Annotated in this window: 13 protein-coding genes; 10 read left to right on the top strand and 3 right to left on the bottom strand. The window is 71.7% G+C overall.

The genetic code is table 11. From position 1 onward, the window contains the following. The first annotated feature begins 142 nt into the window (after window positions 1–142). Together Srubr_RS22620 and Srubr_RS22615 are read left to right on the top strand one after the other, a co-directional pair. Window positions 143–439 (top strand): DUF4193 domain-containing protein, encoded by a 297-nt coding sequence (locus Srubr_RS22620; RefSeq protein WP_005481602.1) that lies wholly within the window; start codon window positions 143–145, stop codon window positions 437–439. Between the two features lie 13 nt (window positions 440–452). After that, window positions 453–1,367: a hypothetical protein gene (locus Srubr_RS22615; protein WP_189997233.1), complete on the top strand. Its 915-nt coding sequence runs from the start codon at window positions 453–455 to the stop codon at window positions 1,365–1,367. A gap of 24 nt (window positions 1,368–1,391) precedes the next feature. Here the strand turns inward: Srubr_RS22615 and Srubr_RS22610 are convergent, their stop codons facing one another. Then, window positions 1,392–1,856 (bottom strand): DUF3093 domain-containing protein, encoded by a 465-nt coding sequence (locus tag Srubr_RS22610; protein WP_189997232.1) that lies wholly within the window; start codon window positions 1,854–1,856, stop codon window positions 1,392–1,394. Between the two features lie 58 nt (window positions 1,857–1,914). Between Srubr_RS22610 and Srubr_RS22605 the strand changes: the two genes are divergently transcribed. From Srubr_RS22605 to Srubr_RS22575, 7 genes are all read left to right on the top strand, one after another. After that, window positions 1,915–2,499: a PaaI family thioesterase gene (locus tag Srubr_RS22605; protein ID WP_189997231.1), complete on the top strand. Its 585-nt coding sequence runs from the start codon at window positions 1,915–1,917 to the stop codon at window positions 2,497–2,499. Continuing rightward, the gene (gene dut, locus Srubr_RS22600) at window positions 2,496–3,047 is read left to right on the top strand and encodes a dUTP diphosphatase (protein WP_030609154.1); all 552 of its coding nucleotides are present in this window, start codon (window positions 2,496–2,498) and stop codon (window positions 3,045–3,047) included. The genes Srubr_RS22605 and dut overlap by 4 nt, the downstream gene beginning before the upstream one ends. A 1-nt stretch (window position 3,048) precedes the next feature. Continuing rightward, on the top strand, window positions 3,049–3,810 hold the full coding sequence (locus Srubr_RS22595) for a DUF3710 domain-containing protein (protein ID WP_189997230.1): 762 nt from the start codon (window positions 3,049–3,051) through the stop codon (window positions 3,808–3,810). 270 nt (window positions 3,811–4,080) lie between these two features. Further along, window positions 4,081–6,636, top strand: a complete 2,556-nt coding sequence (locus Srubr_RS22590; protein ID WP_189997229.1) for a sensor histidine kinase — start codon at window positions 4,081–4,083, stop codon at window positions 6,634–6,636. Beyond that, window positions 6,633–7,319 (top strand): response regulator, encoded by a 687-nt coding sequence (locus Srubr_RS22585; protein WP_189997228.1) that lies wholly within the window; start codon window positions 6,633–6,635, stop codon window positions 7,317–7,319. Before Srubr_RS22590 ends, Srubr_RS22585 begins: the two co-directional genes overlap by 4 nt. A gap of 59 nt (window positions 7,320–7,378) precedes the next feature. After that, on the top strand, window positions 7,379–7,777 hold the full coding sequence (locus Srubr_RS22580) for an OB-fold nucleic acid binding domain-containing protein (RefSeq protein ID WP_078844252.1): 399 nt from the start codon (window positions 7,379–7,381) through the stop codon (window positions 7,775–7,777). 3 nt (window positions 7,778–7,780) lie between these two features. Then, entirely contained in the window at window positions 7,781–8,566 is a 786-nt protein-coding gene (locus tag Srubr_RS22575) for a DUF3159 domain-containing protein (protein WP_189997227.1), read from the top strand. Window positions 8,567–8,629: 63 nt separating this feature from the next. On the opposite strand, the gene Srubr_RS22570 is transcribed toward Srubr_RS22575, so the two are convergent. After that, window positions 8,630–9,298, bottom strand: coding sequence for a potassium channel family protein (locus Srubr_RS22570; protein ID WP_030609167.1), 669 nt, complete (start codon window positions 9,296–9,298; stop codon window positions 8,630–8,632). Then, window positions 9,298–9,969, bottom strand: coding sequence for a potassium channel family protein (locus Srubr_RS22565; RefSeq protein WP_189997226.1), 672 nt, complete (start codon window positions 9,967–9,969; stop codon window positions 9,298–9,300). Before Srubr_RS22565 ends, Srubr_RS22570 begins: the two co-directional genes overlap by 1 nt. 382 nt (window positions 9,970–10,351) lie before the next feature. On the opposite strand from Srubr_RS22565, the gene Srubr_RS22560 reads away from it, so the two are divergent. Beyond that, window positions 10,352–12,400, top strand: coding sequence for an APC family permease (locus Srubr_RS22560; protein ID WP_189997225.1), 2,049 nt, complete (start codon window positions 10,352–10,354; stop codon window positions 12,398–12,400). The last annotated feature ends 121 nt before the right edge of the window (window positions 12,401–12,521 follow it).

The following is a 12,521-nucleotide window of genomic DNA, read 5'->3' as shown; positions in this document are numbered from 1 at the left end:
CCTGAGGGGTCGGATTGGGTGTCGATTGAGTAACAGACCTTGATGTGAGGCAAAATCTCCGCTTCAGGTCGGGCACAAGTCCGGCCTCTCACGCGTTACGTGCGCTGGAGAACACCGCAGACACCCAGAGGGGGAGAGCGATATGGCAACCGATTACGACACTCCACGCAAGACCGACGACGACGTCGACTCGGACAGCCTTGAAGAGCTGAAGGCCAGGAGGAACGACAAGTCCACCTCGGCGGTGGACGTCGACGAGTTCGAGGCCGCAGAGGGCCTGGAGCTGCCCGGCGCCGACCTCTCGAACGAGGAACTGGCCGTCCGGGTCCTGCCCAAGCAGCAGGACGAGTTCACCTGCATGAGCTGCTTCCTGGTGCACCACCGCAGCCAGCTGGCCCGGGAGAAGAACGGTCAGCCGATCTGCCGCGACTGCGACTGAGGACGGGTCGGCCATGTCTGGCTCGACCCCTCCCCGGAAGCGCCGCTTCCCCCTGGGGAAAGCGGACCAAGGGCCGCTCGACGGCCCGCACGGCGCGCGTGACGACGAGCGGGGCTCACCCGGCGCGGGAGCCTCGCTCGGACCGGCGGCGGACCGGGACGGCCCCCCGGCGCCGGACCGGTACCCCGCGCCCGTCGCCCGGCGCCGGGCGACGGCGATCCGCGACAAGGCCCGGGACCTGGCCCGGGAAGGCGCCCGCAGGGGCGGCAGCCGGGCCCGTGCGGGCCTCGCCCACCTCGCGGACCGCGTCATCGACATCGCCCCGCGCATCCCCGTACGCGACCTCGCGACCCTGCGCCGCCAGTTCCCCGGCCTCGGCCCCGAGGAGCTGGCCGACAAGCTGGTGAAGGGCGCGGCGGCCGGCACCTCCACGGTCGGCGCCGGTATCGGGGCGGCGGCGATGCTGCCGGTACCCCCGGCCATGCCGACCGAACTGGCCGCGGAGATCACCGGGGTCGCCGCGATCGAGCTGAAGCTGATCGCCGAACTGCACGAGGTCTACGGCCTGCGCCCGCCCGGCGGCCCGAAGGCCCGTACCGCCGCGTATCTGTCCTCCTGGTCGGGGGAGCGCGGCATCGACGTGACGAAGCCGTCGACCTACGACACGGCCCTCGGCGGCCGGATGAAGCGCGAACTGCGCCAGCGGATCATGAAGCGGATGGTGCGCAACCTGCCCAACCTGACGCCGTTCCTGGTCGGGGCCGCGGTCGGGGCGGTGGTGAACCGCCGGGAGACCAAGAGGCTCGCCGACCGCGTCCGGGCGGACCTGCGCAGGATGCGGGTGCCCTGGGACGAGCTGCCGGAGCTGCCCCCGCTGGAGAAGCCGGAGCGACCGCTGGAGCTGCCCGAGCCTCCCGAAGACGCCTAGCCGGGCGCCGGCCAGGCGTGCGTTTCAGGCGTGCGCCTTGCGTGCCGCGTCGATCGCCGCGGCGAGCTTCCGCGGCTCCCGCGTCGACAGGTACAGGTACGGCGTCGGGTCCTCCGGGTCGGTGACCTCCACGCGCAGGGCCGTGGGGATGTAGGCGCGCAGCAGCAGGAAGGCGCGGGTGTCCGCCTTGTACGTCCGCCAGGCGCGGGCCTCCTCGGCGTCCAGGATCTCCGTCGCGCCCAGCGCCGACACCGGCAGTTTGGCCTCGCCGGCGATCAGGGAGTCCCCCACGACCCGGATGCGCGGCGAGCCGTAGGCGCTCGCCACCACGGCCGCCGCGGCCGTACCGCCGACCAGGCCGCCGAGCAGGGGCAGGGTGCCGAACGGCAGCAGGATCAGGGCGAGCGAGACGCCCACCAGGAGGCTGATCACCCACCACGAGCGGGGAGCCGTGAGACGTTCTTCGTAGGGGGTGGCGGAGAGCTGCATGAAACCTAGCTTGGCATGGGATCCGTAGTCGGCCGATGCGCGGGTAAGGTCTGCGCCTGTGAGTGGTAGTTCCGCAGCTCTTCAGCCCCCCGCCGACGCGGGCAAGCCCATACGGCACCCCGACGCGCCCGCGCCCGGGGAACTCCTCGGCGCCCACTACGAACACTGTTTCGGCTGCGGGCCCGGCCAGCCGCACGGGCTGCACCTGGAGGTCCGGGCCGGCGAGGGCGTGTCGCTGACCGCCGAGTTCACCGTGCGCCCCGTCCACCAGGGTGCCCCGGGGCTCGCCCACGGCGGAGTGCTCGCCGCGGCCCTGGACGAGACCCTCGGCTCGCTGAACTGGCTGCTGCGCACCATCGCCGTGACCGGACGCCTGGAGACGGACTTCGTCCGGCCCGTGCCCGTGGGTGCCACGCTGTTCTTTTCCGCCGAGGTCACCGCCGTCGCCGGGCGCAAGATCTACTGCACCGCCACCGGACGCGTCGGCGGCCCGGACGGCCCGGTCGCCGTCCGCGCCGACGCCCTCTTCATCGAGGTCAAGGTGGACCACTTCATCGACCACGGCCGCCGGGAGGAGATCCAGGCCGCCATGAACGACCCGGACCAGATCCGGCGCACCCGCGCCTTCGAGGTGAACCCGTGAGCCGTAGCCCTCTCGACGTGCTGATCCGCCGGGTGGACCCCGACGTCCCGCTCCCGGCGTACGAACACCCGGGTGACGCCGGGGCCGATCTGCGCACCACCGAACCCTGCGAGCTGGCGCCCGGCGAGCGCGCCGTGCTGCCCACGGGAGTGTCGATCGCCCTCCCGGAGGGGTACGCGGCGTTCGTGCACCCGCGGTCCGGTCTCGCCGCCCGCTGCGGTGTCGCCCTCGTGAATGCCCCGGGGACGGTTGATGCCGGGTACCGTGGGGAGATCAAGGTGATCGTGGTGAATCTCGACCCGCGCGAGAGCGTGCGGTTCGAGCGCTTCGACCGGATTGCCCAACTGGTCGTCCAGCAGGTCGAGAGGGTCCGCTTCCAGGAGGTCGCGGAACTTCCCGGCTCGGCGCGGGCCGAGGGGGGCTTCGGGTCCACCGGTGGCCATGCCGCGGTGGGCGGCGACAGCGGCACAAGCGGTCAGGCCGCCGTAGGCGGTCCGACGGGTGGGAATCGATACGCTTCGGTCGTATCCGACCGGGAAGGACAGTGACGTGTTCGGACGTCGCAAGAAGAAGGGTGCCGCCGAGGACGCGGCCGGCGAGGCCGAGCAGGTCGTCGACAGCGTCGACACCGAGGCGGAGGAAGAGGAGGCCGGGAGCGAGCGCCTCCGGCTGGAGCCCGGGCCCCGGCCCGACGGGCCGTGGGACAGCAGCGAGGTGCGCGACCCGGCCGAGGGCCGCGTGGACCTCGGCGGACTGTTCGTGCCGGGCGTCGACGGCATGGAGCTGCGGGTCGAGGTCGCCGGGGACGCCATCGTCGCCGCCACCGTCGTGCTGCGCGACAGCGCCATCCAGCTCCAGGCGTTCGCCGCGCCCAAGCGCGAGGGCATCTGGGGCGAGGTACGCGAGGAGATCGCCTCCGGCATCACCCAGCAGGGTGGCATCGTCGACGAGGTCGAGGGCCCGCTCGGCTGGGAGCTGCGCGCCCGGGTGCCGGTGCAGCTGCCCGACGGCACCGGAGGCTTCCAGGTCGTCCGGTTCGTCGGCGTGGACGGCCCGCGCTGGTTCCTGCGCGGTGTGATCTCCGGGCAGGGCGCGGTGCAGCCGGAGGCCGCCGGGCTGCTGGAGCAGATCTTCCGCGACACCGTCGTGGTGCGCGGCGAGGGTCCGATGGCTCCGCGCGACCCGATCGTCCTCAAGCTGCCGAACGACGCGCAGATGGTGCCCGAGGGTGTCCAGCAGGAGGAGGGCTCGCGCTTCTCCGGCGGGATGGGGCAGTTGCAGCGGGGACCGGAGATCACCGAGGTCCGCTAGACGCTCCGCTGGGTTCAGCAGGGATGTACGGGCCGTGCCTTCGAAGGGTGCGGCCCGTTTTTTGCGGGGTCGCGTCGGCTGGGTGCCTGTCCGTTGCCGGGTGCGGGTTCGTCTTGGTTGCTCGCGCAGTTCCCCGCGCCCCTTCGGGGCGCGCCTCGTCAGGGTTGCGTCAAAGTTGCCCCCCGCTCGTCCCTCCGGGCCGGATCACCGAGCCGGGCGGCCGTAAGGTCGACGCTGCGCAGACTTCGGGCACGGAAAGACAATGTGGGCATGGGACGCGGCACGCTTCGGATCTACCTCGGTGCGGCACCGGGCGTGGGCAAGACCTACGCCATGCTGGCTGAGGGACACCGCCGTACCGAGCGGGGCACGGACTGTGTGGTGGCGTTCGTCGAGCACCACGGCAGGCCGCGCACCGAGGTGCTGCTGCACGGCCTGGAGCAGGTGCCGCGCAGGAGGCTGGAGTACCGGGGCGCCGTCTTCGAGGAGATGGACGTGGACGCCGTGCTGCGCCGGGACCCCGCCGTCGCCCTCGTGGACGAGCTGGCCCACACCAACGTCCCGGGCTCCCGCAACGCCAAGCGCTGGCAGGACGTGGAGGAGCTGCTGGCCGCCGGTATCGACGTCGTCTCCACCGTCAACATCCAGCACCTGGAATCACTCGGCGACATCGTGGAGTCGATCACCGGGGTGCGCCAGCGCGAGACCGTCCCCGACGAGGTCGTACGCCGGGCCGACCAGATCGAGCTGGTCGACATGTCCCCGCAGGCGCTGCGCCGCCGCATGGCGCACGGCAACATATACGCGCCGGACAAGGTCGACGCGGCCCTGTCCAACTACTTCCGGCCCGGCAATCTGACCGCCCTGCGCGAGCTGGCGCTGCTGTGGGTGGCCGACCGGGTCGACGAGTACCTGAACGAGTACCGCAGCGAGCACCGGGTCTCGGCGATATGGGGCTCCCGGGAGCGGATCGTGGTGGGTCTGACCGGCGGCCCCGAGGGACGCACCCTCATCCGCCGGGCCGCCCGGCTCGCCGAGAAGGGCGCCGGCGGCGAGGTCATGGCCGTCTACATCGCCCGCAGCGACGGGCTGACCTCGGCCTCCCCGAAGGAGCTGGCCGTCCAGCGCACGCTCGTGGAGGACCTCGGCGGAACGTTCCACCACGTGGTCGGCGACGACATACCGGCCGCGCTGCTCGACTTCGCGCGCGGGGTGAACGCCACCCAGATCGTGCTGGGCTCCTCGCGCCGCAAGGCCTGGCAGTACGTCTTCGGGCCCGGCGTCGGCGCCACGGTCGCCCGCGACTCCGGCCCCGACCTGGACGTGCACATCGTCACCCACGAGGAGGTCGCCAAGGGCCGGGGACTGCCCGTGGCCCGCGGCGGCCGGCTCGGCCGGGCCCGGATCCTGTGGGGCTGGGCGGTCGGAGTGGCCGGCCCCGTCGTCCTCGCGCTCGGCCTGAACACCGTCGGCCTCGGCCTCGCCAACGACATGCTGCTGTTCCTGGCCGTCACCGTGGCCGCGGCCCTGCTCGGCGGCCTGCTGCCCGCGCTGGCCTCGGCGGCCTTCGGCTCGCTGCTGCTGAACTACTTCTACACCCCGCCGCTGCACCGGCTGACCGTCGCCGACCCCAAGAACATCGTCGCCATCGCGATCTTCTTCGGGGTGGGCATGTCGGTCGCCTCGGTGGTGGACCTCGCCGCGCGGCGCACCGACCAGGCGGCCCGGCTGCGTGCCGAGTCGGAGATCCTCTCCTTCCTCGCCGGCAACGTGCTGCGCGGCGAGACCAGCCTGGAGGAGCTGCTGGAACGGGTCCGCGAGACCTTCGCCATGGAGTCCGCCGCGCTGCTGGAGCGGGAGAGCGACGTGGCGCCCTGGACCTGCGCGGGCCGGGCCGGTTTCGGGCCGCCGCTGGAGCGCCCCGAGGACGCCGACGTGGACATGCCCGTCGGCGACCACATGGCGCTCGCGCTCACCGGCCGGGTGCTGCCCGCCGCGGACCGCCGGGTGCTGGCCGCCTTCGCCGCCCAGGCCGCCGTGGTCCTGGAGCGCCGGCGCCTCCAGGAGGAGGCCGACCAGGCCCGCGCGCTCGCCGAGGGCAACCGCATCCGCACCGCCCTGCTGGCCGCCGTCAGCCACGATCTGCGCACCCCGCTGGCCGGCATCAAGGCCGCCGTGACCTCCCTGCGCTCCGACGACGTGGCCTGGTCCGAGGAGGACCAGGCCGAGCTGCTGAAGGGCATCGAGGAGGGCGCCGACCGGCTCGACCACCTGGTGGGCAACCTCCTCGACATGTCCCGCCTCCAGACCGGCACGGTGACGCCGCTGATCCGCGAGATCGACGTGGACGAGGTCGTACCGATGGCCCTGGGCGGCGTGCCCGAGGACAGCGTCGACCTGGACGTGCCCGAGACGCTGCCGATGGTCGCCGTGGACCCCGGGCTGCTGGAGCGGTCGGTGGCCAACCTGGTCGAGAACGCCGTCAAGTACAGTCCACCCGGGCGGCGCGTCCTGGTGGCCGCGAGCGCCATCGCCGACCGGGTCGAGGTGCGCGTGGTGGACCGCGGCCCGGGCGTGCCGGACGAGGCCAAGGAGCGGATCTTCGAGCCCTTCCAGCGCTACGGCGACGCTCCGCGCGGCGCCGGCGTCGGGCTCGGCCTCGCGGTCGCCCGGGGCTTCGCCGAGGCCATGGGCGGCACCCTCACCGCGGAGGACACGCCGGGCGGCGGGCTCACCATGGTGCTGAGCCTGTGCGCGGCGGGCCCGCGCCCCGAGCCGCTCCCCGCCGCGGAGTTTCGTACCGAACCGGAAAGGCACACCATATGACCCGGGTGCTCGTGGTCGACGACGAGCCGCAGATCGTGCGCGCCCTCGTGATCAACCTCAAGGCACGCGCGTACGAGGTGGACGCTGCCCCCGACGGCAGGGCCGCGCTCGAACTCGCCGCCTCCCGCCACCCCGACGTGGTCGTCCTCGACCTGGGCCTGCCCGACATGGACGGCGTGGAGGTGATCCGGGGCCTGCGCGGCTGGACCCGGGTGCCGATCCTGGTGCTGTCCGCCCGGCACTCCTCGGACGAGAAGGTGGAGGCGCTGGACGCGGGCGCCGACGACTACGTGACCAAGCCGTTCGGCATGGACGAGCTGCTGGCCCGGCTGCGGGCCGCGGTGCGCCGGGCCGAGCCGGCCGGGTCGGGCGAGGACGGCCTGACGACCGTGGAGACCGAGGGCTTCACCGTCGACCTCGCCGCGAAGAAGGTCCACCGCGACGGCAAGGACGTCCGGCTCACCCCGACCGAGTGGCACCTGCTGGAGGTGCTGGTGCGCAACACCGGCCGCCTCGTCGGCCAGAAGCAGCTGCTGCAGGAGGTGTGGGGGCCGTCGTACGGCACCGAGACCAACTACCTGCGGGTGTACATGGCCCAGCTGCGCCGCAAGCTGGAGGCCGACCCGTCGCATCCGAGGCACTTCATCACGGAGCCGGGCATGGGATACCGGTTCGAGAAGTGAGCCGGCGGGCGCTCTCAGCGCCCTGTCGGCCCTGTCGGCGGCCCCGGTACGCTTCACATATGACTGCTGTCCCTCGTTCCGAAAAGCCGGCCGGCCGGTTCCGGCGCATGCTCGACCGGCTCTCCTCGTCGCAGGAGGACCTGGAGTCCGAGGAGCTGCGCGAAGACGCCGAGACGGCAGGCTGCATCAAGATAGGCGACTGCCACGACCGGCAGATCGTCACCGTAACTGGTACCTTGCGCACGGTCACCCTGCGCCCGCGCGCCGGAGTCCCGGCCCTGGAGGCCGAACTCTTCGACGGCTCCGCCGCCCTGGACGTCGTGTGGCTCGGCAGGCGTTCCATCGTCGGGATAGAACCGGGGCGCAAGCTGATCGCATCGGGCCGGATCTCGATGAGCCGGGGCCGCCGGGTGCTGTTCAACCCGAAATACGAACTGCGACCCCTCGGACGGGAGTAGCCGGTGACGTCCCTCGACAAGCCGACCGAAGACACCGACCAGACTCAGCCCCAAGACGCCCGCGCGGTGACCGAGGCGGCGCTCTTCGAGGCCTTCGGCGGGGTCCGCGGCATGGTCGAGACGGTCGTGCCGGGCCTGCTCTTCGTCGCGATCTTCACGATCAACAAGGACCTGCACCTGTCCGCGATCGCCGCGCTGGCGGTCTCCCTGGTGCTGGTCGTGGTCCGGCTGGCCATGCGGGACACCGTCAAGCACGCCTTCAGCGGCGTCTTCGGGGTGGCCTTCGGCGTCGTCTTCGCGATGTTCACCGGCAACGCCAAGGACTTCTACCTCCCCGGCATGCTCTACACGCTCGGCCTGGCCGTGGCGTACATCGTCACCGCCCTCGCCGGGGTCCCCCTGATCGGCCTCATCCTGGGCCCGGTCTTCAAGGAGAACCTCTCCTGGCGCACCCGCAACCCGGGCCGCAAGAAGGCGTACACCAAGGCCAGCTGGGCCTGGGGCCTGATCCTGCTCGCCAAGTGCGCGATCCTCTTCCCGCTGTACTGGTGGGCCGACACCACCCAGCTCGGCTGGGTCCTGGTCGCCCTGAAGATCCCGCCGTTCCTGCTCGCGGTCTGGCTGACCTGGGTCTTCCTGGCGAAGGCACCCGCGCCCATCGACGTGTTCGCGGAGATGGAGGCCCAGGAGAAGGCGGAGCAGGCCGAGAAGGCGCGCGAGGCGGCCCTCGCCGCCGAGACCGTTGAGACCGGTGAGCCGAACGCGGGGCGGCACCGCCGGGAGGCGTGAGCGGCCGTCGTACGACGAGAGGGGCGCCCTTGTCACCAAGGGCGCCCCTCCGCGTGCCTGGGCTCAGCTCTCGCGCCGCACCGACAGCAGTTCCTCCAGCTGCTCCTCCCGGGCCTGGGCGGCCACGAACAGCAGCTCGTCACCCGGCTCCAGGGAGTCCTCCTTGGAAGGGGTCAGCACCCGGGTGCCGCGGATGATCGTGACCAGGGAGGTGTCCTGCGGCCACTCCACGTCCCCCACCTGAGTGCCGGCCAGGGCCGACTCCTCCGGCAGGGTCAGCTCCACCAGGTTGGCGTCGCCGTGGCTGAAGCGCAGCAGCCGGACCAGGTCGCCCACGCTCACCGCCTCCTCGACCAGGGCGGACATCAGCCGCGGGGTGGAGACGGCCACGTCCACGCCCCATGCCTCGTTGAACAGCCACTCGTTCTTGGGGTTGTTCACCCGGGCGACGACGCGCGGGACGCCGTACTCGGTCTTCGCCAGCAGCGAGACGACCAGGTTCACCTTGTCGTCGCCGGTCGCGGCGATCACGACGTTGCAGCGCTGGAGCGCCGCCTCGTCCAGGGAGGTGATCTCACAGGCGTCGGCGAGCAGCCACTCCGCCTGCGGGACGCGCTCGACCGAGATGGCGGTCGGCGCCTTGTCGATCAGCAGGACCTCGTGGCCGTTCTCCAGCAGCTCGCCCGCGATCGAGCGGCCGACCGCGCCGGCCCCGGCAATGGCGACCCTCATCAGTGACCGCCCTCCTCTTCCGGGCCCCCGGCGAACGCCGCCTCGACCTTGTCCACGTCGTCCGTCCGCATCATCACGTGCACGAGGTCGCCCTCCTGCAGCACCGTCTGGGAGGTGGGCAGGACCGCCTCGCCCAGCCGGGTCAGGAACGCCACCCGGACGCCCGTCTCCTCCTGGAGCTTGCTGATCTTGTGGCCGACCCACTTCGGGGAGGCGTGCACCTCGGCGAGCTGCACCCCGCCGGTGGGGTCGCGCCACAGCGGCTCGGCGCCCGAGGGCAGCAGCCGGCGCAGCATCTGGTCGGCGGTCCAGCGGACCGTGGCCACGGTGGGGATGCCCAGCCGCTGGTAGACCTCGGCGCGCCGGGGGTCGTAGATGCGGGCCGCCACGTTCTCCACGCCGAACATCTCGCGGGCCACCCGCGCGGAGATGATGTTGGAGTTGTCACCGCTGGAGACCGCGGCGAAGGCGCCGGCCTCCTCGATGCCCGCCTCGCGCAGGGTGTCCTGGTCGAAGCCGACGCCGGTGACCCGGCGGCCCCCGAAGCCCGGGCCCAGCCGGCGGAAGGCGGTGGGGTCCTGGTCGATCACGGCGACCGTGTGGCCCTGTTGCTCCAGGGTCTGGGCAAGAGCGGAACCCACTCTTCCGCAGCCCATGATGACGATGTGCACGACCGTCCTTCCGGTGTCCAAAAGTTACTGCTCAAGCATCAGGGTCTCAGACAGAGGCCCAAAGCTACACACGGGCGCCACGCGCTCCGTACCCCCCGCCCGGCACGGAGCGGGCCGCCGGCGAGTGACACGGCGAGTGATCCTGAGCACGCCCGCGACGTCTGGATTCCGAGGCCGGAGGGGACCGGCGGTGTCCGGATCGGCACCGCGGACGCGCGCGGGCACGCCCCGGCGCGCGACGACAGGCGGCGTTTGCGCCCAGGCGCGGCGGGCACCCGCCACCACGGATTCCGAAGTTCCGCGCGCCCCCGATTTCACTCGTGAGGCAGATACAGCACGCCGGGTGGGCGGGTGCCAGTTCGAAGGCTTACGATCCTCTCTCGTGTCCAAACTGACCGACGTGCCCAAACGGATCCTGATCGGGCGCGCACTGCGCAGTGACCGGCTGGGGGAAACCCTCCTGCCGAAGCGCATCGCACTCCCCGTCTTCGCCTCCGACCCGCTGTCCTCCGTCGCCTACGCGCCGGGGGAGGTCCTGCTGGTCCTGTCCATCGCGGGCGTGTCGGCGTACCACTTCAGCCCCTGGATCGCCGTCGCGGTCGTCGTGCTGATGTTCACCGTGGTCGCCTCCTACCGGCAGAACGTGCACGCCTACCCGAGCGGCGGCGGCGACTACGAGGTCGCCACCACCAACCTCGGCCCCCAGGCCGGGCTCACCGTGGCCAGCGCCCTGCTGGTGGACTACGTCCTGACCGTCGCCGTCTCCATCTCCTCCGGCATCGAGAACCTCGGCTCCGCGGTCCCCTTCGTCGTCGAGCACAAGGTGCTCTGCGCGGTCGCCGTGATCGTGCTGCTGACGCTGATGAACCTGCGCGGCGTGAAGGAGTCCGGCAAGCTCTTCGCGATCCCGACGTACGTGTTCGTCGGCGGCGTCTTCATCATGATCCTCTGGGGCGCCTTCCGGGGCCTGGTCCTCGGCGACACCATGCGCGCCCCCACGGCCGACTACCACATCAAGGCCGAGCACCAGGGCCTCGCCGGCTTCGCGCTGGTCTTCCTGCTGCTGCGCGCCTTCTCCTCCGGCTGCGCGGCCCTCACCGGCGTCGAGGCGATCTCCAACGGGGTCCCGGCCTTTCGCAAGCCCAAGTCGAAGAACGCGGCGACCACGCTCGCGATGATGGGCCTGCTCGCCGTCACCATGTTCTGCGGCATCATCGCCCTCGCGATGACGACGAAGGTCCGCATGGCCGAGACCCCGGCCACCGACCTGCTGCACCACGGCGTCCCGGTCGGCCCCGACTACGTCCAGAACCCGGTGATCTCGCAGGTCGCCGAGGCGGTCTTCGGCAAGGGCAGCTTCCTGTTCATCCTGCTCGCCGCCGCCACCGCGCTGGTGCTGTTCCTGGCCGCCAACACCGCGTACAACGGCTTCCCGCTGCTCGGCTCGATCCTCGCCCAGGACCGCTACCTGCCGCGCCAGCTGCACACCCGCGGCGACCGGCTCGCCTTCTCCAACGGCATCGTGCTGCTCGCCGGCGCGGCCATGCTGCTGGTGTTCATCTACGGCGCCGACTCCACCCGCCTGATCCAGCTGTACATCGTCGGCGTGTTCGTGTCCTTCACGCTCAGCCAGACCGGCATGGTCCGGCACTGGAACCGCCACCTCGCCACCGAGAAGGACCCGGCCAAGCGCAGCCACATGATCCGCTCCCGCGCGATCAACGCGTTCGGCGCCTTCTTCACCGGCCTGGTGCTGGTGGTCGTGCTGGTCACCAAGTTCACGCACGGCGCCTGGGTGGCCCTGCTCGGCATGTGCATCTTCTACGCGACGATGACCGCGATCCGGAAGCACTACGACCGGGTCGCCGAGGAGATCGCCGCGCCCGAGGGCCCGAGCGACGACATGGTCCGCCCCTCCCGGGTGCACTCCGTCGTCCTCATCTCCAAGATCCACCGGCCCACGCTGCGCGCCCTCGCCTACGCCAAGCTGATGCGCTCGGACACCCTGGAGGCGCTGACCGTCAACGTCGACCCGGCCGAGACCAAGGCACTGCGCGAGGAGTGGGAGCGGCGCAGGATCGACGTACCGCTGAAGGTGCTGGACTCGCCGTACCGGGAGATCACCCGCCCGGTGATCGAGTACGTCAAGAGCCTGCGCAAGGAGTCTCCGCGCGACGCGATCTCCGTGATCATCCCCGAGTACGTGGTCGGCCACTGGTACGAGCACCTGCTGCACAACCAGAGCGCCCTGCGCCTGAAGGGCCGCCTGCTCTTCACCCCCGGCGTGATGGTCACCTCCGTCCCCTACCAGCTCGCCTCCTCCGAGGCCGCCCGCGCCCGCGCCCGCAAGCGCCAGGAGTGGAACGCCCCGGGCGCGGTCCGCCGGGGCCCGGCCGTGGAACGGGCCAAGGAGCCGTCGGGGAAGGACTGAGGGGGGAGGACTGAGGGGGGAGGACTGAGGGGGGAGGGGTCCGGCGGGACTTCCGGTGTGAACCGAAGGGAGCGGACCGGCGGGACTTCCGGTGGGAACCGAAGGGTACGGGAAGGCCGTA

The sequence above is a fragment of the Streptomyces rubradiris genome (assembly GCF_016860525.1).
GTDB lineage: Bacteria > Actinomycetota > Actinomycetes > Streptomycetales > Streptomycetaceae > Streptomyces > Streptomyces rubradiris.
The sequence above is the reverse complement of the archived record's forward strand: the minus strand, read 5'-3'. Positions and strand labels throughout refer to the sequence as shown.

Coding starts and splice junctions, on each gene's coding strand:
- Srubr_RS22570 (WP_030609167.1), bottom strand. CDS start 9,298: ATGAGGGTCGCCATTGCCGGGGCCGGCGCGGTCGGCCGCTCGATCGCG.
- Srubr_RS22615 (WP_189997233.1), top strand. CDS start 453: ATGTCTGGCTCGACCCCTCCCCGGAAGCGCCGCTTCCCCCTGGGGAAA.
- Srubr_RS22620 (WP_005481602.1), top strand. CDS start 143: ATGGCAACCGATTACGACACTCCACGCAAGACCGACGACGACGTCGAC.
- Srubr_RS22590 (WP_189997229.1), top strand. CDS start 4,081: ATGGGACGCGGCACGCTTCGGATCTACCTCGGTGCGGCACCGGGCGTG.
- Srubr_RS22585 (WP_189997228.1), top strand. CDS start 6,633: ATGACCCGGGTGCTCGTGGTCGACGACGAGCCGCAGATCGTGCGCGCC.
- Srubr_RS22580 (WP_078844252.1), top strand. CDS start 7,379: ATGACTGCTGTCCCTCGTTCCGAAAAGCCGGCCGGCCGGTTCCGGCGC.
- Srubr_RS22610 (WP_189997232.1), bottom strand. CDS start 1,856: ATGCAGCTCTCCGCCACCCCCTACGAAGAACGTCTCACGGCTCCCCGC.